The 25,549-nt window shown below is 57.3% G+C and carries 25 protein-coding genes; 16 read left to right on the plus strand and 9 right to left on the minus strand.

Translation table 11 applies throughout. The features are described from left to right. Window positions 1-201: 201 nt before the first annotated feature. The 6 genes from KIT79_01390 (at window position 202) to KIT79_01415 (ending at window position 7,569) form a co-directional block, all read left to right on the plus strand. Window positions 202-1,536 (plus strand): methyl-accepting chemotaxis protein, encoded by a 1,335-nt coding sequence (locus KIT79_01390; GenBank protein ID MCW5827944.1) that lies wholly within the window; start codon window positions 202-204, stop codon window positions 1,534-1,536. Between the two features lie 5 nt (window positions 1,537-1,541). Next, window positions 1,542-1,997, plus strand: a complete 456-nt coding sequence (locus KIT79_01395) for a chemotaxis protein CheW (GenBank protein MCW5827945.1) — start codon at window positions 1,542-1,544, stop codon at window positions 1,995-1,997. 49 nt (window positions 1,998-2,046) lie between these two features. After that, on the plus strand, window positions 2,047-2,412 hold the full coding sequence (locus tag KIT79_01400; GenBank protein MCW5827946.1) for a response regulator: 366 nt from the start codon (window positions 2,047-2,049) through the stop codon (window positions 2,410-2,412). 78 nt (window positions 2,413-2,490) lie between these two features. After that, window positions 2,491-4,437 carry a chemotaxis protein CheA gene (locus KIT79_01405; GenBank protein MCW5827947.1) on the plus strand — a complete coding sequence of 649 codons (1,947 nt, stop codon included), beginning with the start codon at window positions 2,491-2,493 and terminating at the stop codon, window positions 4,435-4,437. Further along, the gene (locus KIT79_01410; protein MCW5827948.1) at window positions 4,434-5,960 is read left to right on the plus strand and encodes a response regulator; all 1,527 of its coding nucleotides are present in this window, start codon (window positions 4,434-4,436) and stop codon (window positions 5,958-5,960) included. The genes KIT79_01405 and KIT79_01410 overlap by 4 nt, the downstream gene beginning before the upstream one ends. Continuing rightward, entirely contained in the window at window positions 5,953-7,569 is a 1,617-nt protein-coding gene (locus KIT79_01415) for a PAS domain S-box protein (GenBank protein MCW5827949.1), read from the plus strand. Before KIT79_01410 ends, KIT79_01415 begins: the two co-directional genes overlap by 8 nt. Before the next feature lie 7 nt (window positions 7,570-7,576). Here the strand turns inward: KIT79_01415 and KIT79_01420 are convergent, their stop codons facing one another. Beyond that, entirely contained in the window at window positions 7,577-8,437 is an 861-nt protein-coding gene (locus KIT79_01420; protein MCW5827950.1) for a formyltetrahydrofolate deformylase, read from the minus strand. A gap of 83 nt (window positions 8,438-8,520) precedes the next feature. On the opposite strand from KIT79_01420, the gene KIT79_01425 reads away from it, so the two are divergent. Next, the gene (locus tag KIT79_01425) at window positions 8,521-9,534 is read left to right on the plus strand and encodes a radical SAM protein (protein ID MCW5827951.1); all 1,014 of its coding nucleotides are present in this window, start codon (window positions 8,521-8,523) and stop codon (window positions 9,532-9,534) included. Here KIT79_01425 and KIT79_01430 read toward each other — a convergent pair. Together KIT79_01430 and KIT79_01435 are read right to left on the minus strand one after the other, a co-directional pair. Next, window positions 9,531-10,784, minus strand: coding sequence for a hypothetical protein (locus KIT79_01430; protein ID MCW5827952.1), 1,254 nt, complete (start codon window positions 10,782-10,784; stop codon window positions 9,531-9,533). The genes KIT79_01425 and KIT79_01430 overlap by 4 nt on opposite strands. Further along, window positions 10,756-11,724 (minus strand): alpha/beta fold hydrolase, encoded by a 969-nt coding sequence (locus KIT79_01435; protein ID MCW5827953.1) that lies wholly within the window; start codon window positions 11,722-11,724, stop codon window positions 10,756-10,758. Before KIT79_01435 ends, KIT79_01430 begins: the two co-directional genes overlap by 29 nt. A gap of 348 nt (window positions 11,725-12,072) precedes the next feature. Between KIT79_01435 and KIT79_01440 the strand changes: the two genes are divergently transcribed. Beyond that, window positions 12,073-12,300, plus strand: a complete 228-nt coding sequence (locus KIT79_01440; GenBank protein MCW5827954.1) for a hypothetical protein — start codon at window positions 12,073-12,075, stop codon at window positions 12,298-12,300. Window positions 12,301-12,316: 16 nt separating this feature from the next. Here the strand turns inward: KIT79_01440 and KIT79_01445 are convergent, their stop codons facing one another. Next, window positions 12,317-12,769, minus strand: a complete 453-nt coding sequence (locus KIT79_01445; GenBank protein MCW5827955.1) for a hypothetical protein — start codon at window positions 12,767-12,769, stop codon at window positions 12,317-12,319. A gap of 197 nt (window positions 12,770-12,966) precedes the next feature. On the opposite strand from KIT79_01445, the gene KIT79_01450 reads away from it, so the two are divergent. Both KIT79_01450 and KIT79_01455 read left to right on the plus strand, forming a co-directional pair. Further along, window positions 12,967-13,773 (plus strand): glutamate racemase, encoded by an 807-nt coding sequence (locus KIT79_01450; GenBank protein ID MCW5827956.1) that lies wholly within the window; start codon window positions 12,967-12,969, stop codon window positions 13,771-13,773. 20 nt (window positions 13,774-13,793) lie between these two features. Beyond that, the gene (locus KIT79_01455; protein MCW5827957.1) at window positions 13,794-15,614 is read left to right on the plus strand and encodes a hypothetical protein; all 1,821 of its coding nucleotides are present in this window, start codon (window positions 13,794-13,796) and stop codon (window positions 15,612-15,614) included. A 2-nt stretch (window positions 15,615-15,616) separates the two neighbouring features. Here KIT79_01455 and KIT79_01460 read toward each other — a convergent pair whose 3' ends face one another. Next, window positions 15,617-15,997 (minus strand): response regulator, encoded by a 381-nt coding sequence (locus tag KIT79_01460; protein ID MCW5827958.1) that lies wholly within the window; start codon window positions 15,995-15,997, stop codon window positions 15,617-15,619. A gap of 156 nt (window positions 15,998-16,153) precedes the next feature. On the opposite strand from KIT79_01460, the gene KIT79_01465 reads away from it, so the two are divergent. Then, on the plus strand, window positions 16,154-17,695 hold the full coding sequence (locus KIT79_01465; GenBank protein ID MCW5827959.1) for an FMN-binding glutamate synthase family protein: 1,542 nt from the start codon (window positions 16,154-16,156) through the stop codon (window positions 17,693-17,695). Here KIT79_01465 and KIT79_01470 read toward each other — a convergent pair. The 3 genes from KIT79_01470 to KIT79_01480 are packed head-to-tail and all read right to left on the minus strand — an operon-like array spanning window position 17,676 to window position 21,351. Then, entirely contained in the window at window positions 17,676-18,563 is an 888-nt protein-coding gene (locus KIT79_01470) for an aminotransferase class IV family protein (protein ID MCW5827960.1), read from the minus strand. The two genes, KIT79_01465 and KIT79_01470, sit on opposite strands and share 20 nt — an antisense overlap. Then, entirely contained in the window at window positions 18,560-19,921 is a 1,362-nt protein-coding gene (locus KIT79_01475) for an anthranilate synthase component I family protein (protein MCW5827961.1), read from the minus strand. The genes KIT79_01470 and KIT79_01475 overlap by 4 nt, the downstream gene beginning before the upstream one ends. An 8-nt stretch (window positions 19,922-19,929) precedes the next feature. Continuing rightward, the gene (locus tag KIT79_01480; GenBank protein ID MCW5827962.1) at window positions 19,930-21,351 is read right to left on the minus strand and encodes a hypothetical protein; all 1,422 of its coding nucleotides are present in this window, start codon (window positions 21,349-21,351) and stop codon (window positions 19,930-19,932) included. A 166-nt stretch (window positions 21,352-21,517) separates the two neighbouring features. Here KIT79_01480 and KIT79_01485 point away from each other — a divergent pair, with 166 nt between their 5' ends. Then, on the plus strand, window positions 21,518-22,354 hold the full coding sequence (locus KIT79_01485) for an SDR family oxidoreductase (protein ID MCW5827963.1): 837 nt from the start codon (window positions 21,518-21,520) through the stop codon (window positions 22,352-22,354). A 164-nt stretch (window positions 22,355-22,518) separates the two neighbouring features. Then, on the plus strand, window positions 22,519-23,115 hold the full coding sequence (locus KIT79_01490) for a peroxiredoxin (GenBank protein ID MCW5827964.1): 597 nt from the start codon (window positions 22,519-22,521) through the stop codon (window positions 23,113-23,115). Here the strand turns inward: KIT79_01490 and KIT79_01495 are convergent. Then, complete coding sequence (locus KIT79_01495; protein MCW5827965.1) at window positions 23,112-24,071, minus strand: hypothetical protein; 960 nt, start codon at window positions 24,069-24,071, stop codon at window positions 23,112-23,114. The genes KIT79_01490 and KIT79_01495 overlap by 4 nt on opposite strands. A 74-nt stretch (window positions 24,072-24,145) precedes the next feature. Between KIT79_01495 and KIT79_01500 the strand changes: the two genes are divergently transcribed. From KIT79_01500 to KIT79_01510, 3 genes are read left to right on the plus strand one after another with little or no spacing between them, the layout of a single operon-like run. After that, window positions 24,146-24,613 carry a hypothetical protein gene (locus KIT79_01500; GenBank protein MCW5827966.1) on the plus strand — a complete coding sequence of 156 codons (468 nt, stop codon included), beginning with the start codon at window positions 24,146-24,148 and terminating at the stop codon, window positions 24,611-24,613. 4 nt (window positions 24,614-24,617) lie between these two features. Next, window positions 24,618-25,226, plus strand: coding sequence for a hypothetical protein (locus KIT79_01505; protein ID MCW5827967.1), 609 nt, complete (start codon window positions 24,618-24,620; stop codon window positions 25,224-25,226). A gap of 56 nt (window positions 25,227-25,282) precedes the next feature. After that, entirely contained in the window at window positions 25,283-25,543 is a 261-nt protein-coding gene (locus KIT79_01510; GenBank protein MCW5827968.1) for a ferrous iron transport protein A, read from the plus strand. The last annotated feature ends 6 nt before the right edge of the window (window positions 25,544-25,549 follow it).

The raw sequence follows: 25,549 nt of genomic DNA on the forward strand, positions 1-25,549 counted from the left end.
CCCCGGCGGGCGAATCAGGGAAACTCATCGATCTTGTAACAAGGTTAGCCTTTAATGATACCACAGGGCCAGTCACGGCCTGATTCACTGACTTTGACGTCATTCTACCTCAGCCCGTATGACCGCCTGAAATGCTTGAGATTTTCGGCCAAACCGTGCAAAATACTTCCCGGTCCCACGGGAAAAGAGCATTCCGCCGACATGAACCGCAAACGGATCCCATTGGGTACGAGACTGCTTCTCGCCTCGGCAGGCGGAGCATTTCTCGCATCCTTCATTGTCGTGGGCTATGTCCAGCTATTCCCCGGACTTCCCTTCGCCACAATCGTCCTCGTCGCTGTAGCCGCCGCCGGCGTGCCGACCCTGTTCGTCCAATGGCGGGTAGTCCGCCCCCTGAGCGACGACATGGAAGGGCTGATTGACGCATCCAAGCGGGTTACCGCCGGCAAACTCGACCAGCCGGTCGCCCTAGCCCCCGGTCGCCCGGACGACGAAATAACAGAAGTCGCTGAAGCGATTGACCGGCTGCGGGAGAATATCAAGGCACTGGTAAACCAGATTCAGGGGACTGCCCGGAGTCTTTCCACCTCGACACACAATCTGTCTGCGACGGCGGAACAGATGAGTTCGTCCACGGCCGAGATCGCATCGACCATGGCCGATATTTCCAGGGGCACTGAATCGCAGTCAGCACTGGTCGAGACCACCACAAAAAGCATGCGGGAGATGGTCGAAGCACTCAAGATGACCGACCGCAGCGCCCGCGATGGCGAGGCATCGGCAACGCTGGCGGCCAAGACCGCACGGGAATCGTCCGAACTTGCCCGGCAGGCGGTTGACAAGATGGCCGATGTTTTCGCCCGGGTGGAAGCATCGGCCAAACTCGTTGTCGAATTCTCCAACAAGACCAAGCAGGTGAACAAGATCGTCGATGTGATCAGCGGTATCGCACAGAAAACGACACTGCTGTCACTCAATGCAACCATCGAGGCGGCCCGTGCCGGTGAATATGGCCGCGGGTTCGCTGTTGTGGCGGATGAAATCCGGAAACTGGCGGAGTCCACGACCACATCTGCCGAGGCCATTTCCGATCTGATCGAAGGCATCGATGCCGAGAGCCGGCGCGTGTTCGAATCGATGCAAACCTCGATTACCATGATCGAGAAAGGCCGCGTGGACATCACCACGGTTGGCAACTCGCTGGAAGCAATTGTTGCCTCGGTGGCCGAATCCGAGAGTCTTGCCAAGCAGATTTCCGACTTTGCTACCGGCCAGACGGATCAGTCACAGCGAATGCTCAAGGCCATCGAGGATATCCAGAAGGTTGCCGAAAACGTCGCAGCAGCCACGATGGAAATATCGGCATCCACACAGGAGCAAACGTCGTCAATGCAGCAGATGGCCAAATCGGCGCAGGATCTGTCCAGAATGGCCGAAACGCTGAAAATGCTGGCAAACCGGTTTCAGGTAAGCAGCGAGCCGGCGCTGCCCGGCACGGGACTTAGCCCGACGGATGATGAGGTATTGATCGGTTAACAGGCATGGGCACGGCACCGTCCCAGTATGTGATTTTCCGTTGTGGGGCGGAACGGTACGCCATAGAACTGGCGCGCGTCCTGCAAGTGGTCGAAGAAAGAGAACACGAACTGGAGCCGGTACCGAGCGCGCCGGGGCCCTGCCTGGGCGTGTTTTCATACTATGGACGTCTGATTGCCGTCTTTGATAGCCTTCCTCTTTTGGGGGGCAGCCAGTCAGGAACGCCGGACCTGGAGGGCGAGAGCAAGGGGTTTCCGGTGTGGCTTGTCATGCGATCCGAAGAATATTCGGTCGCACTCCGGGTCGATGGGGTTGAATCCATTGTCGAAATTGGTGACGGATGGAATCGCCCTGAGGAGGCCCAGGACGGCCTTGTCGATGCCCTGTGGCAGGATCGGGGGACGGTAGTGAACCGGATCGATCCACAGGGCCTGTTGCACAGGATGGACTGCCTGTTTTAGCTTGAAACAGGCAGTCCTATACTGGAAGGCATCAAGTTAGGGGTCAGGTATGGCGATACGGATACTGATCGCGGATGACGCGGTATTCATGCGGAATATGATCCGCGATATTTTCTCCAGCGACGAGTTCGAAGTCGTAGGCGAGGCTGCCAACGGTGTCGAGGCCGTGCAGCGGTACAATGAGCTCAAGCCGGAAATCGTCACGATGGATATTGTGATGCCAATGAAAAGCGGTATTGAGGCCGTCAAGGAAATCTGCCAGATCGACAGCGCGGCAAAAATCATCATGTGCTCTGCGCTGGGTCAGGAATCGCTCGTAATGGAAGCCATTGAGGCCGGTGCCAGCGATTTCATAGTCAAGCCGTTTACACCGGAAAAAGTCGTCGAGGTGGTCCGTAAGGTCGCTGCGCTCTAGGGCGCCAGACGATCTGCCCCAACTCCCGGGGTGCCGGATCCTTATTCGGCCTGGACTGAAAGTAGAGGACCGGTCGCCATGGACATGGGCAAATACCGCGCCCTGTTCGTGAACGAGGCGACTGACCAGCTTTCACAGATGTCCACCCTGGCAGTGGATCTGGAAAAAGAGGACGTTTCCGAAACCGTCCAGTCACTTTTCCGTTTGTCTCATTCGATCAAAGGCATGGCGGCCTCCATGGACTTTGGCGAAGTCGCATCGCTTGCCCATGCCATTGAAGACCTTTTCAGCCGCTATGACCGGGACAAGATGCGTCCTGAACCGGAATCAGTAGATCTGGTCCTGGAGACCATCGACCAGCTCCGATCCATGATCTCTGCCCGGGAGTCAGACAACCCGCTGCCGCCGGCCGACGCCCTGGTTGGCCGGATTCGTGAACGGGCGGGATCAGTCCGCGGTGGTCCGTTGCCGGTCGCCCATGCCGCGTCAGCGGGCGTTGTCGCCGCACCCGAACCCCGGCAGGCGGAAGGACTGTCATACCGGGTCCGCGTAAGGATTGATGACAAGTGCCAGACACTCGGAGTCCGGGGATTCCTTGTCTGCAAAAAACTCCAGGAATCGGGCCCCGTCGCATCGCTCAACCACACCATGGATGAGATCAGGGCCGGAAAATTCGACAATCTCATAGAAGCGGTTCTCACCGTCAGTGATCCTGAGAAACTCGAAAAACAGCTGCGGGCGATCACCGATGTTGTACAGGTCGAGGTACAGGCACTGAAACCCGCCGAACCGGCCGTCAATATGGTGGAAGCCCGGTCTGTATCGCACAAGCGGGCATTGGGAACCACTGTCCGCGTCAAGATTGAAACTCTCGACCAGCTCGTCAACATGGTTGGCGAGTTCATCCTGGCCCGCGCCCGAATCGAAAAGGCCACCTCACATCTGGATGATCCGGCCCTTCGGTCAGCCGTCGATCGCCTGAATGCACTGGTACGCGACCTCTCGGATCAGGTCATGCGGGTCCGGCTGATGCCTCTTGATTCGGTAGCCGATCTCTTCCCTCGCGCGGTCCGTGAAGCAGCCCGTAAAAGCGGCCGGGATGTCGATTTCGAAATCGCAGGACGAGATCTGGAAACCGACCGGGCCGTACTGGAAGCCGTCGTGGATCCCATAATCCATATTCTCAGGAACTGTGTCGACCACGGCATTGAATTGCCGGCGGACCGCGTTAAAGGCGGAAAACCCCAGCGCGGCCACATCCGGATGCTGGCCTACCGGGACCGGGACACGGCTATCATCCAGATTAGTGATGACGGGAAGGGCATTGACGAAAAGCGGGTCATTGCCAAGGCGGTCAAAGCCGGACAGCTGGCTGCAGACCGGGTCCCTCACCTCACCCGTGCCGAAGCGCTGATGCTGATATGCCTTCCGGGTGTTTCCACCGCATCCACGCTTACCGAAACCTCCGGACGGGGTGTGGGAATGTCCGCCGTCAAGACTGCTGTCGAGCAGATCGGCGGCACACTGGTGATTGATTCCGAACAGGGCCGAGGAACCACTTTTACACTCCAGCTGCCACGCTCCATAGCCATCACCAACGTGCTTCTGATACAGGCTGCAGGCCGGACATTCAGCATCCCGGTGAGCCGTGTTCACTCAACCATTGTACTGGAACCAAGGGAAGTGTTCACAAACCGCGGCAAGCAATTCTGTCAGTTCCGCGACGAAACCATCCCGCTCTTTTCACTGGAAAACCTGCTCAATCTCCAGACAGTCGTCGGATTGGAGCGGGCATCCGGTATCGGACGGCATGCTGTCATTATTCAGCCTGAAGGCCGGCATTCCGTGGCCATCGCTGTAGACCGTTTCCTTGGCCAGCAGGAGGTATTTGTCCGGCCGATCGGGAAGCCGCTTGAGCGGATTCCGGCTCTGGCAGGTGTCACCATACTGGGAGACGGGCGGCCAGTATTTGTGCTCGATCCTGCCCGGCTCGTGGAAACTACCGTGCGCGGAGCGGCTGCGTGACACGCCCAGATCCGGCTGATTCACTCAGGGTTCTAGTCGTCGATGACGACCCGTCTGTTCTCGCTCTTCTGGAACAGTACCTCAGACGCTCCGGCTATTCGCCACTGACGGCCATTAACGGCAGCGAGGCTCTCGCAAAAGTGCGGGATGAGGAACCTGACCTGATCCTGCTGGACATCATGCTTCCGGATATTTCCGGCCATGAAGTCTGTACCCGTATCAGGGCAGAACGTTCTATCCGCCAGATTCCTATCGTCATGATGACCGCTCATGGCGACCGTGAGATCCTGGTACGCTGCCTCGAAAACGGGGCAGACGATTTTATCCGAAAGCCGATCGATCTCTCGGAACTGAAGGCACGGCTCCGTGCCCAGGCCAGATCACTGGAATTCCGCCAGTTCCACCGGGATTTCTTCGAATCGTTTCCGGCCCCACTGTTCATTCTCAAGGCTGATGGAACTATCGAAGGCAGCAATCACGCTGCCAGCGAGCTGCTGGGGCTCGCCGGCGATTCTACCAATGGCCACCTGCTGGTATCCTTCGTGGCAGCAGACGAAAGGGATGTCTTTGACCGTGCACTTCGTCTCGCACCGGAAAGTTCTGCTCCCGTGGTTATCCCCGAAATCCGCTTCCAGACCGGAACTTCTGGAGCCCGCAGCTGTGAACTTGAGATACAGAGTCTGACCAGAAACACGCGCCGGTTTCTGGTTACTGCCGTCGACCGGACTCATCGCCGTTACCTGGAGAGTGAGCTGTACAAGACGCGGGATTTTCTGGAATCCATCGTCCAGAGCTCGGTAGACGGGATCATAGCTGTAAACCGGAAAGGGACGATCGTCGTCTTCAATGAGGGAGCGCAGCGGGTCACCGGTTACCGCGTCGAAGACGTGGTTGGCCGAATGCATATCGCTGAACTTTACACCGAAGGCGGGGAGCGCGATGTGATGCGCAAGCTCCGCTCCCCCGACTTTGGCGGCATCGGGAAACTGGAGACTTCATCTTATTTCATTGTCGGAAAGAACGGAGAACAAATTCCGGTCAATCTTTCCGCATCGCTCCTTCACGATGCATCTGGCCAGGAAGTCGGCTCCGTTGGAATATTTCAGGACCTTCGCGAACGGATCCGTATCGAGCAGGAACTGTCCGGGGCGCGTGAAAAGCTGATGGAGAGTGAAAAAACCCGGGCGATGCTCGCCACTGCCGGTACGATTGCGCATGAACTTAACCAGCCGCTCACTGCCATAACAGGTTTCACCCTGATGCTGAAGGAGCGAGGGAACCTGGACCAGATATCCCGCGATTTGCTGGAAAAAATCGCCAATGAGGCAGAGCGGATGGCGGATACGATCAAGAAAATCACCAAAATGACAAAGTTCGAGACCAAGCAGTATTTGAACAATACCCAGATTGTTGATCTGGAGCGTTCCTCCGAAGGTGGTGAGTCTGCGGCAACTCACAAAGCCGATACCTGGCCACAGCATAGGGCTCCGGGTAAACCCGGAACGAATACTGAAGATGGTTGAGCGGAAACTCCCCTCAAGGAAGAAGACTGCCCGGAACGCCGGACTGGTTCAGGCGCTGACGCGCCTTAGCCAGTCGGTCTCGGCAGGACGGAACGGGGGTTCGATCGGCCGGGACTTCCGGGAACTGCTTGCCCGCCATTTCCCCGGCGTCCACATTGCCCTGATCATGCCGCAAGAGACGGCCGGCGTTGCGACGGTCGAATTCGGCTCTGGTCTGCTTCGCAAGGTGGAAGGAAAGCAGTTCCAAATTAACCAGATCGAGCGGACTTTTGGGCGCCCCCGTCCTGGTGATGCCCCAAAGCTGATACGTGATCTGAGCTCTATCTCCCCTTATCGTCCTCTTACCCCTGATGCGAAGGCTCTTTGCATCATGGCGGTTGCGGGGCACTCGAGTCGTCTGGGTTATTTATGGGCTGAATTTTCAAATGATTCTTGGAAAGATACAGAACGTACAGGGGTTCTCCAACTCGCCGCCACCCAGTTCGCTGCCATACAGAAGCTCCAGCGTCTTGGAACGGAGCGCGACCGGCTGAATGCCCGCCTCAACGGAATTATTCATAACACCAATGCTGCTATCGTTATTGTCGATGGCCAGCGCCGGGTGAAAATGATGAACCCAGTTGCCGAAAAGCTCACCGGTTACCGGGAATCCGAAGTTCTCGATACGGATGCCTTTGATATCGTGGTAGTGGATGCCCGGTATACCCGCTGGAGCAGGATTATTCATGAAGTCAGCAAAGGTTCCGCAGTTCCACCAGAGGAAGTGGACATTCTTGCGAAGGACGGATCCGTCCGGCGCTGGCTGGTAAACGCCGCACCAATTCCCGCAGCAGAAACCCGGAAAAAGGATATTGTGCTCGTCGCTATCGATATTACCGAGAAAGCGGATCTGGAGCGGCGAATGATCCAGTCGGAAAAGCTCGTAACGCTGGGGGAGATGGCCGCCGGCATTGTGCATGAACTGAATAATCCCCTCACGGTACTGAGTGGGGCGACCGACATGCTGCTTAAGCTGGTAGATTCGGTGGGCGGAGCGGAACTGGTAGCCCGGCCCGCACGGTTTGCGCGGGAATCGCTGGACCGTATCCAACAGCTTGCACGGAACCTGATGAATTATGCCCGCCCCGGTGGCGACGAAGACCGGGAACTCGTGGATGTAAACCGGGCTATTGAAGCCGCCTTGTCGTTCAGCGAATACGAACTGTCCCGCGAGGGAGTGAAGATTGAGCCAAATCTCGGGAACCGGCTGCCACCAGTCCGGGGGTCGGGCAGCGAGTTACAGCAGATCATTATCAATCTGCTTCAGAACGCCCGGCAGGCCATGCAAAGCCAGCCTGGTTCACGCAGGATCCGAGTCGAGACTGGCATGGAAGGCAACCAAGTCCGGATTACGGTCTCTGATAGCGGCCCGGGAGTGCCCGAAAAACTTCAGCAACGGATTTTTGAGCCATTTTTTACCTCTCGCCGCAAGAGCGGAGGATCAGGGCTTGGGCTGTATATCGTGAAGAACATCGCCACCCGCCATGGCGGCGAAGTCCGGCTCGAGACACAAAGCCCCATCGGCGGTGCCGCATTCTCGGTTCTGCTTCCGGCAGAAGCCAAGGACTGAGAGTCAGTTATTCTGAAAGTATTTCGACCTTGTTACGGACGATGCGCAAGCGGCCGGCAAGATGAAGCTGGACAGCCCGAAGCAGTGTTTCGCCTTCAAGAGCCTGCCCTCGACGGATGATGTCCTCTATTTTTTCCTGTCCGCTCGTTTCCACAGCAAAAGCACTCTGGGCAATCACCGGACCACGGTCGAGATCCGTTGTGACGTAATGGGCAGTGCAGCCCACGATCCGCGCACCGAACTGATGGGCCTGCCGGTAGGCCGATGCCCCAGGAAAGCTGGGTAGAAGAGACGGATGCAGGTTGATAATCCGCGACAGATACCGGAGTACAAATTTCGGACTCAGTATGCGCATGTAGCGGGCCAGTACAACGAGATCGATATTCGCCCCCGAGAGAATCTCGAGTATTTTTCCCTCGTTAACCGCCTGGTTGCCGGTTTCGACATGATGAAACTGCAATCCGGCGTCCATTGCCAGTGGTGCCAGCGCATCAGTGGTCCCGATTACTGTGACGATATCCCCGTTGAGCTGCCCTGATTTCTGGGCTGCCAGCAGCGCGTTCAGGCAGGCGGGTTCCCGTGTCACCAGCACCCCTACACGAGCCCGCCGGGGTTGGTCGTGGTGATAAACCCTGAGCTCCATCTGGAGATCTTCAGCGGCAATCCGAAGGGCCTGGTCGAACTCGGCACGAGGGACTTTCAGATCAGAAGCGTCCACCTCAAGTGTCATGGCGAATACCTGGTCCTGGACATGCTGCTCCAGGTCCTCGATATTGCCACCCGCCTTGAAGATTTCGCCCGTAAACCGGGCGATGACGCCTCTCTTGTCGGTGCCGACGACATTGATCTGGATTAATGGTCTTGCCATGACGAGCGGGTCCCTTAGCCGCTTCCGGCGCCGCAAGTCCACAAGCGGCTTGACTATACGGTTTATATACGTATCATGCTTTCATGCTTCGCCACATTTCAAATCCTCCGAATCCGTGGCGATCATCGGAAGTCGAATGGCTGGGGCCGCCACCGGTGTCGGAACTCCACGTCTACGAGGAAAACGCCCGTTCCATCCTGAGCGAAAACGAAAGCCCCGACGTGGGCTTCCGGTGGAGCGTCAACCCTTACCGGGGCTGCCAGCATGCCTGCTCATACTGCTATGCCAGACCCTATCACCAATACATAGATTTCGGGGCCGGAACCGACTTCGATACCAGAATAGTGGTGAAGACAAATGCGCCGGAACTTCTGGATCGTGCTTTGGCGAAAAAGTCCTGGCTGGGCGAGCCCATCGCCTTCTCCGGAATCACCGACTGTTACCAGCCCCTGGAGGCAAATTACCGTTTGACACGCCGCTGCATGGAAGTCTGTCTGCGGTGGGCGAATCCCGCAGGCATCGTGACCAAAAGCCTCCTGGTGCGACGTGATGCCGAACTGCTTGCAGAGCTGAATCGCATTGCACCGGTCAAGGTATTCATCAGCATTGCCTTTGGCTTGGCCGAACTGGCGCGTCTCATGGATCCTGGAGCTCCTTCGCCAGAGCGGCGAATTGAAACAATCGGAATTCTCGCTGATGCCGGTGTCCCCGTCGGCGTGGCCTTTGCCCCGGTCATCCCGGGACTGAACGACGACCAGATTCCCGATGTGCTCGGCAGGGCCCGCAGGGCCGGAGCCCGATGGTCATTTATTACCCCAATCAGGTTGTCCCGGGAGGTGCTTCCCGTCTTTACCGAACGCATTCAAGCACTGCTTCCAGAGGCCCGGGTCCGGAAAATCCTCTCTGCGATACGCGCAATACGGGGAGGAAGACTGAATGATCCGGCATTTGGCTCACGAATGGAGGGCCAGGGCGAACGCTGGAAAGTCATCGAAGACCTTTTCGAAACCACCTGCCGCCGTCTTGGCCTGAATGCCGAGACAACAAACGACATCACCTGCCGGCATCCCCGGCCGGTACAGGGCTCGTTTTTCTAGTACCGCTTCAGGACAGGGGGGGCCGGCTCGCACTTGCCATTGGCCTTGAGCGCACGGACCCATTTGGCGTAATCAATATCGGTAGCGGGAGTCATGACGCAGCCTTCCGGATATCCTGCCGGATGATCCCAGCGGCGGATCAGGTGTCCCAGCTCATGGGTCGTGTACCAGGCAAAATCATCAATGGCGGTAGCTTCCGGTGGGGATCCCCTCAGCTCATTGAATACGTCGTTATCCGCCACGAACGGATAAATACTCATCACCACCATGCCACCCAGCGGGCCTGGGCTCATGCTCGTGACACCGGTAGTAATGCCGCCGCGTAGTGATACAGGCCAGGTCGCCGTCATCTCGGCGCTGGCGACCGGAACATTGATGATTACCAGCTCATAGTCCTTCTGGCGGCGGGCAAGCCAGTCCCATGCTTCATACTGGAGATACTGATAGGCGCGAGCGAACACTTCCCGCCCATTCACATCGCGAATATCCAGTATCTTCTTTACCCAGTCCATGTGGTACTGAGCCACCAGTCGGACGCAGGTATCCTCATTCGTGCATTCCGAGCTTTTCAGTCCGAGACGCGGGTGGTCGCCAACGGCTTTCATCAGATCGGGCAGATCAACGGGTGGAACATTCGAGCGAAGCGCTTTCCGAAGCTTGTCCTCGGCGTCAAACTTGTCCTTGCGGAAATCATTGATCCGCTTCAGGCACCGGTCCGGATTGGTACACTGGGCAGCGATCTCTGCCGCATCTGCACCCGCCCGGACCTTTTCCATCATGGCGCTGACATCGGCCGGCTGCATATTGACCCTGAGTGCAACGGCAAGCGCATCGACAGAGCCTTCCTTGCGTGGATCAATGATCGTTTCCTGCTGGAGTTTCAGGAACTCATCCGCATAAATGTACCGCCGGAAAAAAATCTCCATCGGAACCCGGTCGGGTTCGGAAAACTGTATGTCAGCTTCCAGGTATGTCTTGGCCGTTTCCTTGAGGATTGCGAATATCCGGCGGACATCGCGATCAGACAGCACGGGCAAACCGGGAAGCTCGGCCAGCGCCACACGAATGTTCAGCGGGCGGCTGAGATCAAGCGGTCTCAGGTCCGGGAAACGGTCGACGAATCCTCGCCGGTCCTGGACAGCGCATGCTGCGAAAACACCAGCGGCCACAAGTGCTGCCAGTGTCCAGGAAACCACGCTCCAGTGAATACGAAAGTCTTTCTCAGTCAGACGATGATACGATTTCTTCAATTTGCTGCCCCTGCCGTTCCAGCCGTTTCATGACCAGCACATCGCGGTCGATGAGCTTGCCAAAATCCAGTCGCTCGCCGCGCCGGGTGAGGAGCAGCGTGCGCAATATCAGTTCGTAAACCTGCACATTATAGAGCACGGCCAGGTGGCCGATCTTTTTGAGCAGGATATTCTGTGCCTCCGAATAGGGCATCCGCGCATAGCTCGGCGGCCAGACCAGCGGATCGACATAACTGTACAGGCTTGTCCATGTAATGCCCGGAGGAAGCGGAAGCGCATTCAGTTCTCGCAGGAACCGCGATCCCGGAATCATCTGTATTCCGCTTTCACCAGCGATAGCAGGAAAGCCTGGCACCATACCCAATGCTGAAACCGCAATTTTATGTGCGTATCCGGCAACACCCGCATAACTGCCTTGATGAGGTGTCGCCAGAGTAATGACCTTTGATATTTTCCGCGTGATTCCCAGCTTCTGCGTCATGTAACGTGCCACCAGGCCGCCTTGCGAATGGCCGACGAGATAGACCTCCTCGGCATCCGTGTTTTTCATGACGTACTCAAAAATCTTCGCTTCATGCTCGGCTGAACGGCGGATATCCTGCGAGTACGGCTGATAGCCCCCTGAAACAGCAAAAACATCAAAAAGCGGGCTTTCGAGAAAATCCTCCAGACGCTCAAATCCCGCACGTGTCTGGAAGTAGCCATGATATAGAAAGGCTACACGCTTCTGGCCCTGATAGGCCTTAAGGCGGTTCTTCAGATATTTCTCTCCGAAGACAAACCGCTCGGTGAGCGCAACCGTGTGGTCCAGAACGTTCTTGGAAATATAATATCCCTCTCCAATAGTGCTGAGGAGCATCCGGACATTGGAGAGCATGGGGCGCTGGTGTGTAAGCGGATTAACATCCTCGTTGGTCACCTGGACTTCAAACTGGATCAAGGTTTGTCTCCCGCAATTGACGCCCGGTTCGCAGATTAATTCCAGCAGCCGCGATGCCAAATATGGAGGTAGTGTGGCACCCTGCGTTAAACTGCGTCAAACCCGTTTTGCCTCGAATAGCAGCGTATTTAAACCAGCCCGCCAAAGGGGAGCCGGCCGGGAGGTTGTCCCAATACCCCGGCCTCAATGCCGCGATGCGCCTTGAAACCAGTTCACTCGTTCTGGCAAATTGAACCCATAATCGGAATACGCAGAGGCAGTCAGGCAGGGTGTGCGGGGAAGGCAGCCTTGGTCCACAAGGCCCCTTTGCCTTCCGATGGTCCAGGTAGTCGGGGGATTGAAGGCATCATGACAGCATCAGACGGTGGAAATCCGTTCAAAAACCTATGGGAAAAACTGCCGGAAGGTTCTGCGTTTCGGGCAATTATTGAACGTGCTGCCAGCTTCGTAACCGAACTGACTGAGGGCGCCGATCCCAGTTACGAGGAACCTGATACACCACCGACTGCCCCGGCGTCGAAGGACGATCGCGGTGGGCCATCGTCCGGGCATGAGAGCCGCCGCTTTGGTGCCTGATACAGGTACCGAATTCCTAATTGCCCCCGAGGTTGTTTAATAGAAATGCGGAAAGAAGCTCCTCGTCCGATTTGGACTCTTTAGGCGCTTCGACAACCTTTTCCTCGATCACCGGCGGAGGTTTTGCCGCTTCAACTTTGGCGCTCGCACCGGATGCCAGCGGACGGCCCAAGTACCCCTGCTCTACGTCGTAAGCAATATCCTTGTATATGCACGAGTTCATGTAGGCTTCGGCACCCATCTGCTCAAGTTGCTTGACGGTTCTTACCTTGCCGATAAGCTGGTGCGGATCGGGTGAGCCGTCCGATGTCTTGACGAACCGGTACGCTTCATCGAGCATGAACTGGACGGTGACACCGGGCGCCTTGTTCACTGTCAGCACGTTTTCGGCGATGGCGATCTTCTTGCCTTCCGACCACGTATCAATGATCTGGTTGGAGAAAAATACCGGTTTGGCTGCTGTGGACATGATTAGGGTTGGGCCAGCTAAACCAATGTAACTGCTGGACTTTCTCAGGAACATCTATCTCTGGCGTGGACACCGTGCCCCGCCGAACGTGCCCTGTAAAGCTACTGCATGGAGCCCAAAAGGTCCAGCCGGACACGCTCCACCTTGCCACCCCTCTTGACCGGTCAGCCCCAACATGGATACGCGATTGGATTAGCATGCCCGATTCCCGCCCCATTGGTATTTTTGATTCCGGCGTCGGCGGCCTGACGGTGCTCAAGGCACTCCGTACCCGGCTGCCGTCGGAGAGCTTTGTATACCTAGGCGACACGGCACGCGTTCCCTACGGAACCAAAAGTCCGGCAACCGTGATCCGTTACAGCCGTGAACTGGCCGGTTTGCTGCGCGACCGGAAAATAAAAGCGCTTGTCGTTGCCTGCAATACGGCAAGCGCGACCGCCATGGAAGCCCTGCGACACGATTTTTCGCTGCCGATGACAGGCGTCATTGAACCTGGTGCCGCCGCCGCGGTTGAAAGCACGAGATCCAGGTCCGTTCTGGTGCTTGCCACTCAGGCTACTGTCCAGAGTGGTGCCTATCGAAACGCCATCGCCGCACGCGATCCGGCTATCCGGATCTGGGAGCGCGCCTGTCCCCTGTTTGTCCCGCTAGCCGAGGAAGGCTGGACAGATGAAGTTGTGACACAACTTGTCGCTGAACGTTATATCGGGGATCTCAGGCGGGATCCCATAGACACTGTGGTGCTGGGCTGCACCCATTATCCGATTCTGCGCGGCATGATCGAGAGGGCAGTAAGGCCGGGAACAGCCATCGTCGACTCGGCTGAAACGACCTCCCGCGCCGTTGAAAAACTCCTGCGGCTGAATGCACTCGATGCGCCGCCGGGATCCTTATCTGCATGCCGTTTTCTTGTTACCGACTCTCCTGAAAGGTTTCGTTCCGTTGGCGAACGGTTCCTCGGAACTCCGCTCGCCGAAGTCGAGGAAATCCGGGTGGGCGGCTGAAACGAAAGCCGGATGGCGCCATGGGCAAGCCGCAAAATCGTGTCACCCTTTATGCCTTCATGGCCTTCATCGCTATCGTCATTGTCACTCATCTGTGGCCGCGATTATTCGTCGGCGTGACGAGCGGTAGCCTTATCCTGCCCCTGGGTCCCGCCGACGAAGGCTACTACCTGGCTCCCATCCACCAGATCAGCCTGGAACGGACGAACTTCAACCACTCCATCTATTACGAACTCCGGCACGAGGCCGACCTGCCGGCCATGGAGGCCAACATCAAGCTGTTCGCATGGCTTTCCAGCTTGGTGCCACTCACCCTCACCCAGTTCACAACCCTGATGTACGCCATCTGTGTTGTTGTTCTGGTCCTGCTTTTCAGCTGGCTTTACTATCGTCAGACAGCCAACAGTGTCTGGACTCTGGCTCTGGTGGCAGCAGCCATTTTCGCTCATGACTATTTGATACTACGCGCACATCCGCAGGAAACTTTTCTCCAGACGTTCGGTCTTTTCGCTGATCCATTTGTTCCAAGTGCCTACCTCCCCTATATGCGCCCGATGAACCCGCAGGCCTCCAGCATCATCTTCCTGATGCTGGCCGGCCTGATGGCGGGTTTCCTTCCGGCCGCGCCCGGTGAACGCCCCCGGACCGCTCTGGCCGCATTCGTCTCGGTAGTAATCAGCCTTCTTGTAGCCGCCCTGACGGCACTCTCTATCCATACCTGGTATTTCCTCGGTATCTACTGTTTCTCGGTTGTCGGAGTGCTTCTGGCTCTGACCTTGTTTCAGCGTGAATTCCGGTATCTGGCTCCATCAATCGGATCGGGACTGCTTACCGGGCTCGCATTTTCGCTTCCATTCATCCTTACACTGATGGACCAGGTGACCGGCAACGCTGCTCTGGATCCAGCTGCATCCGTCAATGCTGTTCCCACTCGCATGCCGGTCATCACGGGTCCCGGTTTCGTCTGTCTGCTGGTGGCGGGCTACCTCTGGAAAGAAATCCACGCCGGGAACCATCGTGCCGTACTCCCGTTTGTACTGACTGCTGCCGTCCCGGTGGCTGAAAACACCCACGTCACCACCGGCCTGATGATAGAGCCATTTCAGGTCGGCTGGCATTATGCCCCGCCCGCATTCCTAAGTGCCGTTGCCTGGTGGGTCGGCGGTCGTGCGAGTTTCCAGGAAGAGGGTTTCTGGGGAATACGATCAAGCATCTTTATTCTGGCGGCATCTCTGCTGCTAGGAATTATCCATTTGCGGTACAGTATGCAGAATGATTTCACGCGGTTCGGCGAAGAAGCTGGACTGGCAGCGGTTTTTGCACGTACAGAACCGCTTTCCGATGGTGAATGCGTCGTAATGGCCGGCAGCCAGGTCTCTGATCTCGTGCGTCTCTATACTCCTTGCCGGGTATACGGCCAGCCAATCGGAGTCCGCGGCATTGGCCCATCCTCCCGCAACATTGATCGCTTGCAGAGAATAGCCTCCGTATTCGGAGTGACTTTCGATGGCGCCGACGCCCAGCGGCAGTTGGCCAGTCCGTGGACCGGGTGGGGCGGACGGGATGCCCCGTTCTATCTGTTCGGATACCGGGCACGGGACTTCCTTTTTATGGGAAGGCGAATGCTCACCGCCGAGGAACTGTCTGGATACCGCCGCCAGTATGCCGATATTACTTCCCAATGCGTCGATTACCGGGATCCGTTCCGCGTGGACTACATTATCACACTGGGCGACGAAGACGCCTATCTCCGCCCTGCACGTCTGTGCCAAGAGCTGGAGCCGGTAACCCGCTCAGGCGTTGCACGGTTGTACCGGGTAACCGACCAGATCCGCCATTAGACCTATTCCAGCTTAAGATACTGGCTGATCGCGCTCCGGAGCTGTTCTACCGTGATCGGCTTTTTAAGACACTGTGTGAAACCGGCCGATTTCCCGCCGTATTCCTCCGGGCTTCGCCCGGACACCGCGATGATCCAGACATCTTTGAGTGCCGGGTCGTTTCTGATAAGCCGAGCGGCTTCCGTGCCATCCATTCGTGGCAGGTTAATATCCATCAAAATCAGGTCTGGACTGGTATCACGTGCCCGGTCCACAGCTTCCTGCCCGTCATAAGCGAAAACCAGATTGAGGTTATAGGGCTTTAGCGCCATCGTGTAGAACGCCTTCACAAAAGTGTGGTCATCTACAACCAGAACGGTCTTTGCGGTTGGTTTGACTGACATCCGGCGGATCCAGGCGCAAGTATCTGTTACGGATGGCCGGAACGCAAACACACAGCCGCATGTCACGCTCCTTCGGGCCGTCGCCGCCGAACCGAAAACGGGCTACTCTGTGGAAGTCCGAACCATTTCCATCGCGGGGCCGGGAGGAGTTGGCCGATGATCGAGTTCGTACCCAAAGACAAGATTATGGATTTTGCCCGAATCATGACGACATTTCTGGGCGCAGTCGCCGTGCCGCTCGCGATCCTGTTCCTGATCCTTCTGTTCTGGGCGATACACGACATTTTCTTTCAGCGGGAACATGCCATCCGCCACAATTTTCCCGTCATCGGGTCACTCCGCTACATTCTCGAATCGGTCGGACCGGAACTGCGCCAGTATTTCTTTAGCGATGATACGGGTGATCGTCCGATCTCACGATATGTCCGGAACTGGATCTACCGGTCGGCCAAGGGCGCAGATTCAAGCCTGCCTTTCGGCACCAAACTGGATATCAGCCAGCCCGGAACCATCCTGTTCCGTCACAGCCCATTTCCGGGGCAGGACACCATCAAGCCGGACCGGGTGCTGATCGGTCCGGGCAGGCGGCATCCCTATGCCGCACAGCGGTTCAATGTATCGGCCATGAGTTACGGCTCGCTGGGCAGAAATGCCATTCTGGCGCTGTCAATGGGTGCCAAGACTGGCGGCTTCAGCATGAACACCGGCGAAGGTGGCATCTCGCCATATCACCTTCAGGGAGGCGCGGATCTGTGCTGGCAAATCGGCACCGGCAAGTTCGGGTGCCGTACCCAGGAGGGGAACTTCTACGTGGAGCTGTTTCAGGAAAACGCCCGCCGGCCGGAGGTAAAACTGATCGAGATCAAGCTCTCCCAGGGAGCCAAACCCGGAAAGGGCGGTGTACTGCCGCAGGCAAAGATAACCGAAGAGATCGCCCGCATCCGGAATATACCCCGGGACCGTGACTGCATTTCCCCGCCGGCTCACCGGGAATGGAATGACGTCAAGGGCTTGCTCGATTTTATCTGGATGCTGCAGGAGGAATCGGGAAAGCCCGTCGGTATTAAAATGTGCGTCGGTGATCCGGCATTCGTTGGGGAACTGGCTGATGCAATCCGGACAACCGGCCGTTCGCCAGACTTCATTACCATTGACGGAAAAGAGGGTGGCACTGGTGCCGCACCGCTCAGCTTCTCGGACCGTGTCGGCTATCCGCTCCGTGAAGCACTGATTCTGGTTGACGACACGTTCCGCACAAAGGGAGTACGGGACAAAATCCGGCTCATCGCCTCGGCCAAGATATTCACTGGCGCAGAGCTGGCGATGGCCATTGCCCTGGGTGCAGACATGGCCCAAAGCGCCCGGGGGTTCATGCTTTCAATCGGCTGCATCCACGCGCTCCGGTGTGCCCACAATACCTGCCCAGCTGGCGTCGCCACACACCACCCCTGGCTCCAGGCGGGCCTCGACCCGTACAACAAGGCGCCACGGGTCACACGGTACCAGGCGGCCGTCATCAAGGACATGCTGGAAATTGTCCGGGCATGCGGTCTCAAATCTCCATCGGAACTGGACCGGCATCACCTGATGATGGTGGCCGAGCATACGAAGATCGTCGGATTTGACGAACTCCACCCTTCTCGCGGCCCGCGCCCTGCGGCAGTAATGCCGGAGCCACTCACCGCCGTTTCCGCCTGATATCCCGATCAGCCCGCAGGCGATACAGCTCCAGCAGCCGCCGCGTAACGGGACGTTTTGCGAAGTTTTTTACTTTCCTGCCATCAATTGTCCGCACCGGGTAAATTTCCGAGATACTGGCAGTGAAGAACACCTCGTCTGCATCGTACAGCTCTCGCCGGCCGAAGGTTTTTTCCTTTACTGCAAGACCTGCCATCGGAGCGATATCCAGCACGATCTGTCTGGTGATACCCGGCAAAAGACCCATGCTGAGTGGCGGCGTATGCAAGGTGCGGCCTTTCACGCAGAATATCGACGCAGTGGATCCCTCAGCCACCCGCCCCTTCTCATCGACGAAAATCGCATCATCGGATTTTTGGGCCCCTGCTTCACGGAGAGCCAGAAGACTCCGGGCATAGTTGGAGAACTTCACCTTCGCCGCTCCTGCAGTGTGAAGCCCCTCGACAGTTACCGTCGAAATACCGTTCTCCTGTTTTTCCGTCACACTGGTTCCGATTGCATAGGCAATCACCAGGACCGTCGGGCGGTCGCCATGAGCTGAAAGCCCCAGTTCCCGACCGGGCCCCCGGGATATCTGGATGCGGACGAATGCATCTTCGTCCATAAGACGATTTGCCTTCAGCAGCGAACTGATCCGGCCCTCCATGGACGGGAGCAAATGAACGGCCCTGATTCCAAGAAGGTCCAGTGACGAACGAATTCGCCCCATATGTTCGTCCAGAAATGGCAAGGCGCCCCGGTAGGCACGGATCGACTCGAACACTCCATCCCCGTACAAAAATCCGCGATCCAGCGGAGATATTGCAGCCTGGCGGACTGGGACAAGTTTTCCGTTAAGATGAAGGTACCTGGTCTTTTGTGCCGTCATGATATCTTTCGCTCCGGTTTTTCCATACGTGCAAGGGTATTCTGCAATCCTTCGAGCTTGAGCATGACCTCCGCAGCCTCCGAGTGAGGATTGCTGTCAGCGACGATTCCACCACCCGATCCAGCCGTGATCCAGTTTCCCCTGCCCATCGCCATTGCCGTACGAATCAGCATGGCGGCCTCGAAGTTCCCGTCGCGGTCGATGGCAAAGAGCGCCCCGGTGTAGAAACCCCGCGCTGAAATTTCCGTGCGGTCTATCGCCTGAATTGCGGCGCGTTTGGGAGCCCCCGTTACAGAACCGCCGGGGAACAGCGCACGAACCACGGCGGGGAACATTGCCAATCCCTTTTCCGGGAGTCTGGCCCGGACGGCCGAAACAAGATGGAAAAGGCCCGGCAGGACTTCAATCCGCTCACGTACTGGAACTTCCACCGAACCAATCGCAGCAATCTTGCCAAGATCATTGCGTTCCAGATCAACAATCATCCGGTGCTCGGCCAGCTCTTTGGGGTCAGCGAGCAGCTCTGCGGCGGTTTTCTGGTCATTCGCCATATCGCCAGTACGTCGGCGTGTGCCCTTGATGGGAAACGTCTCGATCCACGGTCCCCGGCACCGGGCAAAACATTCGGGTGAATTGATGAGAAGGTCCCCAAAACCAAGGCTGATGTACGCCCGGTAAGGCATCGGCTGGTCCAGCGCCCACCGTTTCCAGGCTGCTTCGGCAGAACCGGCACATCTGAACCTCGCCCGTTGCGACAGGTTCACGACATAATAATCGCCGCGATAGATCCCTTTCCGGAGGCTATCGACTCGAGCGGCGTAGTCATTCTCATGCAACTCGTAACCGTCATTCGCAGCGAGAGCCATATATTCCGGTATTGGAAGGCCCGGAAAAACAAGCGGCGGGGTATCTTCAAATGAAATACCGGTAGATAGCCGGTGCCGGTGAACGGCATGCCCCGGCTGCACCGACTCATAAAAAAATGCGAGGAGCGATGGCGTTGCAGCAGTTTTTTGCTGAAGCACGACCCCTTCTGTCTGCTCCAGAAACTCGTAACTTACTGCAAGCAGACAGCAAGGAGCCGACAGCTCTGTGGAAAGCCGGACCGCCCCCACTCCTTCAACCCGTCGTCCCTCAATGATTTTCCTGACCGCCTCAAGCGGGTCTATATCGGGAGGCGGGAGTTCCGAACTGCCTTCAAAATACCGGGTCCGGCCAGCAAACAGGAGCACCGCCCTGGGGTTTCTGAACTCAAGTGTTGCAGGCCAACCCGGCGTTAATGTGCTGGCCCGTCCGCCGTGATCAAGCAGTATCGCGTGTCCGGGCGGATGGCGGACTGCCTGATAGAGCGAATCCACGGGGATCCCTACTTCAGCACTACTTCCACCGGATCACCCGGGGCCGACTGCTGGCCGGCATAGTCTACCGCGATCAGGCGGTACCGGTAGGTTTTGCTCTTTCCCGGCTCAATGCTCCGGTCAACGTAGTAAAGCGTTTCCACGCCTGAAACCAGTTCGCTCCATGCACCAACACCGGCAAACAGCGGGATCTGCCTCTGGATGATGAACGTGAGCTTCGGATTTGGCTCAAGGCCGCGAGCATTCCATTCGAGCCGAACCTGTCCGCCCTGTGCCGCTTCCACTGTCGCCCGGAGATTCGACGGCACGGGTGGAAGTGGCCGCGTACGGGTTTCCAGCGGTGTGCTGCGGGCACTCTGGAGCCCATCGTCATCAATGGCCGAAACCGAGTAATAGTATGCAGATCCCGGAGCAAGATCGACATCGATAAACTCGGTCTTGTCAGTCATGCCGATAGGCCGGGGTTCGCGGGCTGTCACTTCCGACCGCCAGATACGATATTTGTTCACGTCGATTTCAGTATTTTTCTTCCAGTTGATCCGTGCCTGCCGAATTCCGCCCGACGGAGCTTCGACGCCCACCGGTTGCAACGGTGGCGGCTTGGTCGTGGCCTGCACGGGGACGGAGGGCTGGCCGAATGTACCGAACCGGTCGATTGCCACCACCCGGTAATGATAGGTGGTAAGATCATCGAGCGAACCCAGATCACTGCCACGGGAACCGTCAATAAATCCGGTTGAAAACCGCCCGCTGGCCCTGCCCACTTCCCGGTAATCGCCATCGCGCAGTCCTGAGCGGAATACCACATATCCTGTCACCCGGCTGTCACTGGCAGCCCGCCATGTGATCGGAATGACACGCGGAGCATTGGAATAGGCTTTAACATCTTCGACCACAGGCGGGACGGGTGCAGTGGTCGCAGATATCCAGTTGGAACAGGCACTTTCACTCTTGTCCTCACCAAAAGAACTGACACAATAAAAATAAGTAGTGTTGTAATCGACCTCGTTGAAGAAGGATTTCTGGTCCACATAATAGGTGGCGTGCCGGCCATTATTGGTTCCGATCCGCACACCTCCCGGACGCGCCTTGTCCCGGCGGTAAATATGATATCCGCGCAGTGCTCCACGGGTGACCGGCTCCCAACGGAGATAAACCATCCGTTCAAGTCCGGATGTGGCTGTCACTGCCTCTGGAGGCCGGATTGCCGCCGAGGGAACCGACGGGGGCTCCTTGGGTTCGACCCGTATAGCGTCAGCCTGGGGCTGCCCTTCAGCACCTGGCTGGCCTGTTACGCCACTGGTAGACGATGATGAAGACGCAGCACCTATTCCCTGATTACCCGCTCCGCCAGCCTGGGGAAACTGCACGCATGAAACAGTCACCAGCGTCGCAATAATTGCGAAAATCCTGAAAATCAGCCTGGGCATCAGTATGCTCTCTCCTGCAAGCCGCGGGGTGCTCCAGCCTTCGAAACGGCCGGGGTCCGTCCGAATAGCACGGCCGGGCGCGGGGACCAACCGGATGAGGATACCCCTATTTCCGTCCGCCATGCCTGCGTGTTACAGGTTTTTTAATAAGATGAGGGCCAGTTCCATGAACAGTAACGGGAAAACGGTTCTTATTACGGGTGGAAACAGCGGTATCGGTGCTGCAGCAGCAAAGGCACTGGCCCTTCAGGGGTTTTCAGTTGTGATTGCCTGCCGGAACCAGGATAAAGCCACCCGCGTACGCGACGAGATCAACCGGGAAACCGGGAACGGGACGGTCAGTGTGCTGAAGCTGGATCTGGGTTCGTTCCGTTCGGTACGTGAATGTGCCAGCCAGTTCCATGCACAGCATCAGCGGCTTGACGTGCTGGTCAATAATGCCGGCCTTGCTCCACCCCGGAAGGCGCTAACCGAAGACGGTTTCGAACAGCAGTTCGGGGTCAACCACCTGGGGCATTACTTGCTGACCCGCCTTCTCATCGGTCTTCTGAAACAATCCGCCCCGGCACGGATCATCCACACCTCATCAATGATGCACTGGCTGGGATCGATCAATCCGGCAAGTTTCCGGGGAGAGACATTTTACAATCCGCTGGGTGCGTACGGTCAGTCAAAACTTGCCAATATCCTGTTCAGCAACGAACTGGCCCGGCGGCTGAAAAATGACGGCGTCGTTTCCAATGCGTTCCATCCCGGAGGTGTGGACACAGGGATATACGATTCCTACCCCCGGCCGGTATCGGCCATCATCAAGCGGTTCCTGATTCCGGCAGAAAAGGGTGCCGATACGGCGGTCTGGCTAGCCAGTGACCCGGCAGCGGCTGGCATTTCGGGCAGATATTTTATCAATCGCAAGGAGGCACGGACCTCCGCCAAAGCCCGGAACCCCGGCCTTGCTGCAGAACTCTGGGACGAGAGCGCCCGACTATGCGGTCTGGATTAGTTCGCGCAAAAAAGTGAACTGCTGGTAAATTTACTATCTGCACCCTGCAAAGGGAGTTGCCGGGAAGCACCCTTCAGGATAGCGTCCAACTTTAGACAGATTCCAAATCGCCCGGGTTATCCTGCGGGCGATGGACCTCAAGAACAGACTGGAGAAAAAGAACCATGAGCGTACTCGTACAGAAACCCGCACCCGATTTCACCACTACTGCCGTCATGCCTGACGGCTCATTCAAGGAAGTGAAGCTATCCAGCTTCAAGGGCAAGAACTACGTGTTGCTATTTTTCTACCCGCTCGACTTCACCTTCGTCTGCCCAACAGAAATCATCGCGTTCTCAGACCGGGCCAAGGAGTTCGAAAAGCTCGGCGTGCAGATACTCTCGTCCTCCATTGACAGCCAGTTCACACATCTCGCCTGGCAGGAACGCCCACGCAAGGACGGCGGTCTCGGCAAGATCAGCTACCCGATGCTGGCAGATGTGGGCGGAAAGATTGCCCAGTCCTACGGTGTACTGCTCGATTCGGGTGTGGCACTGCGTGGACTTTTCCTGATCGACAAGGCGGGCATTGTCCGTCATCAGGTTGTGAACGACCTGCCGCTTGGACGAAGCGTCTCCGAAGCCCTCCGCATGGTTGAAGCACTTCAGTTCTTCGAGAAAAACGGCGAGGTCTGCCCTGCTGACTGGGAAGAAGGCAAGCTGACAATCAAGCCAGATCCGAAGAACAGCAAAAAGTTCTTCGAGAAGGCTTACAAGAGCTAATCCCCCTGCTCTTCGCCTGAATCGCCGGCCTCTGTGGTATTCCGTTCCATCAGGGCGCGAAGCTCGTCGATGGACATGCCGCGGGGGCCGTCGAGGCGTTCCACACGTTCTTCCGAAGCAGTTCGCTTGTGGATACCCTTTACATGCAGATCGGGATAGCCCCTTCGCTCCAGTTCAATCGTTGCGATACGGATGAGCGTGTGATCCTTGTGGTGAATCCGGACCAGTTCCATGAGATCCTGACGGGTGATTTCCTGGGCCAGTTCCCGGCGCACGCCGATTTCAAGCCGGCGGTTACGGAACAGCGCCCGCCGGACCGGATAACGGACCCCCCATTCCGGATGCTTCAGCACCAGTTCCAGTGCCCGGAGTTCCCAGTCTCCCTGGGCAAGACCCACTTCGAGCACCCGTTCGTTCATCCGTGGATTGGCAAGTGCTGCCTCGACGACAAACCGGTGTGGTGAGCCCTTAAACAATATCTCCAGAATTCGCGGAGTGGCCTTACGAGCCATCGTGATCCGCTGACCGATTGGCATCACCTTGAGCCGGTCCTGGAGGGTTCGTTCAATGACGATCAGGGTATCCCGGGTGATGTACGGGCTGTTGGCAATATCGCACAGATGGAATGCATCCAGCGATCGCACCACTGGATGCAAAATCGCCACCGGGATCCGGGGATTCTTGGCGGCTGCTACGCGGATGGATTGCGACTTCCACCAGTGATCCAGCGTATGAATGCGCTGGAAAACCCGGGGGTTCAGATCCCTCCGTTCGATGAACTTGATCCGCTGGATGAGGGTAAGCTGCTCGTTTTCTACCAATGCCATTGCAACATCGGGATCCCGGTTATGGACAAACACCCAGGCGGCATCGCCGCATACCGTGCGGGCGCGATCGAGAAGTCCGGCCTTCTGCGCCGGACTTTCGGTTGCAGGCTGAAGTGCAGGGTTGCTCATGGCTTCCAAACACGAAGAATATCACAGCCCCCCGCCAGAGACACCGGGCGGCTGTTTCGGCTAAACTGGAGACCATGAGATTAAGCCGGATTTATTTGGGTATCCCGCTGGTGCTGCTTTCCGTCTCTTGCGGCGGCTCAGGCGGCACGTTTGAGCTGGCCGTCAACCCTGATGTCGTGGAACTGGCTATCGAGCCTGGCTCAAGGGCTTATGTGAATGTCGAACTGGTCAGCGGGAATTTCAACGGACTGATCCAGGTGGGATTCGTCGATTCATCCCTGGGACAGCTTCCATCCGGTATCCGGGTGCTTTCTGTTTGTCCGAATTCAGGCCCCGTGGATGGTTGTGACCAGTTTGTCGACTCGATCATCAATACCAACGCCGGTGAAACTGCAGCCACTCTGGCACTTGAAGTCACCGGTATCGAACTCGTGGCCGGAGATGAATACGAACTGCAGGTTGCTGGAGCACGGGCGGAAATTGGCGGCACCAGAGCGGAAGCGTCATTTACGCTGAAGCTGGTGGAGCCGACCGAGGAATAGACTGATGGCAACCGACAAATCCGGCATACTCATGATTGGAGGTGTCCTGACCGGGGCCTTGGCAACCGTGGGACTAGTTCTGGTTTTTTTTGGCGACACCGGAGAACCAGCCATTCCGGTGTCTCAACCGCCAGTTTCATCTGTAAAGTCAGCGCCGCTACGACCGCCCCCTGATAGTGCGGGTACCCCGACAGGAACAGCGCCGGCAGCCAGCCGTCTCCCAGCCTCGGCACCCAGTGATTACACCCCCGCTACACCTGGTGACGCGACGCCTGGAGCTGCTCCAGCGGCGACCTCACCACGGCCATCGGCTCCGGCAGCCGCTTCCAGTTACCAGGAATACAACCAGCAACGAAATGCCTATTCCATCGAATTTCAGGAAAAACTCAATGAGCTGTCGCACCGACGGGCTTTCGTTACGGCCGGTTTACCCATCGACGGGGCACGCCTCGAAGCGGTCATCCATATGTACGAGGACGCCCTCGCCCGTATGCGCAAAGGTCAGGTCAACAATTTAAGCGAACTAAAGCGCAGCCTGCACGATGCAGAAAAGGAATATTTCCGGGGTTCACGGGATTCCGAGCTGGTCCGGGAACTTGAAGATTCGCGGTAATCCAATTTGACTTTCGTTTTCAAAATGTAAACCATCAGGTCATGGGTGGTGAGCACATGCCCGCATCGGCCGCTGGATACCCGGAAACCCCCGCTGTACCGCTGGATACCCTTAAAAACGGCGAAAGGGCCTTCGTGGTTTCAGTAACCGGACAGGACCGGGACACGGTCCGCCTCATGGAACTGGGACTTGTGCCGGGCGTTCCGCTAACCATTCTCGGAGGATCTGGCCCGATCCGGCGCCTCGCCCTCCACGGCAGCCGGTTCGGTCTCTCTCCCGACACCGCCAGAACAGTCCAGGTACGGCGGATTCCCTGAATTGTT

It is taken from the genome of Deltaproteobacteria bacterium, from assembly GCA_026129095.1.
GTDB lineage: Bacteria > JAGRBM01 > JAGRBM01 > JAGRBM01 > JAHCIT01 > JAHCIT01.

Excerpts from the sequence above, each read along its gene's own strand:
- KIT79_01390 (MCW5827944.1), top strand. The coding sequence starts at position 202 with ATGAACCGCAAACGGATCCCATTGGGTACGAGACTGCTTCTCGCCTCG.
- KIT79_01395 (MCW5827945.1), top strand. The coding sequence starts at position 1,542 with ATGGGCACGGCACCGTCCCAGTATGTGATTTTCCGTTGTGGGGCGGAA.
- KIT79_01400 (MCW5827946.1), top strand. The coding sequence starts at position 2,047 with ATGGCGATACGGATACTGATCGCGGATGACGCGGTATTCATGCGGAAT.
- KIT79_01405 (MCW5827947.1), top strand. The coding sequence starts at position 2,491 with ATGGACATGGGCAAATACCGCGCCCTGTTCGTGAACGAGGCGACTGAC.
- KIT79_01415 (MCW5827949.1), top strand. The coding sequence starts at position 5,953 with ATGGTTGAGCGGAAACTCCCCTCAAGGAAGAAGACTGCCCGGAACGCC.
- KIT79_01420 (MCW5827950.1), bottom strand. The coding sequence starts at position 8,437 with ATGGCAAGACCATTAATCCAGATCAATGTCGTCGGCACCGACAAGAGA.
- KIT79_01425 (MCW5827951.1), top strand. The coding sequence starts at position 8,521 with ATGCTTCGCCACATTTCAAATCCTCCGAATCCGTGGCGATCATCGGAA.
- KIT79_01440 (MCW5827954.1), top strand. The coding sequence starts at position 12,073 with ATGACAGCATCAGACGGTGGAAATCCGTTCAAAAACCTATGGGAAAAA.
- KIT79_01445 (MCW5827955.1), bottom strand. The coding sequence starts at position 12,769 with ATGTCCACAGCAGCCAAACCGGTATTTTTCTCCAACCAGATCATTGAT.
- KIT79_01450 (MCW5827956.1), top strand. The coding sequence starts at position 12,967 with ATGCCCGATTCCCGCCCCATTGGTATTTTTGATTCCGGCGTCGGCGGC.
- KIT79_01455 (MCW5827957.1), top strand. The coding sequence starts at position 13,794 with ATGGGCAAGCCGCAAAATCGTGTCACCCTTTATGCCTTCATGGCCTTC.
- KIT79_01460 (MCW5827958.1), bottom strand. The coding sequence starts at position 15,997 with ATGTCAGTCAAACCAACCGCAAAGACCGTTCTGGTTGTAGATGACCAC.
- KIT79_01465 (MCW5827959.1), top strand. The coding sequence starts at position 16,154 with ATGATCGAGTTCGTACCCAAAGACAAGATTATGGATTTTGCCCGAATC.
- KIT79_01470 (MCW5827960.1), bottom strand. The coding sequence starts at position 18,563 with ATGACGGCACAAAAGACCAGGTACCTTCATCTTAACGGAAAACTTGTC.
- KIT79_01480 (MCW5827962.1), bottom strand. The coding sequence starts at position 21,351 with ATGCCCAGGCTGATTTTCAGGATTTTCGCAATTATTGCGACGCTGGTG.
- KIT79_01485 (MCW5827963.1), top strand. The coding sequence starts at position 21,518 with ATGAACAGTAACGGGAAAACGGTTCTTATTACGGGTGGAAACAGCGGT.
- KIT79_01490 (MCW5827964.1), top strand. The coding sequence starts at position 22,519 with ATGAGCGTACTCGTACAGAAACCCGCACCCGATTTCACCACTACTGCC.
- KIT79_01495 (MCW5827965.1), bottom strand. The coding sequence starts at position 24,071 with ATGAGCAACCCTGCACTTCAGCCTGCAACCGAAAGTCCGGCGCAGAAG.
- KIT79_01500 (MCW5827966.1), top strand. The coding sequence starts at position 24,146 with ATGAGATTAAGCCGGATTTATTTGGGTATCCCGCTGGTGCTGCTTTCC.
- KIT79_01505 (MCW5827967.1), top strand. The coding sequence starts at position 24,618 with ATGGCAACCGACAAATCCGGCATACTCATGATTGGAGGTGTCCTGACC.
- KIT79_01510 (MCW5827968.1), top strand. The coding sequence starts at position 25,283 with ATGCCCGCATCGGCCGCTGGATACCCGGAAACCCCCGCTGTACCGCTG.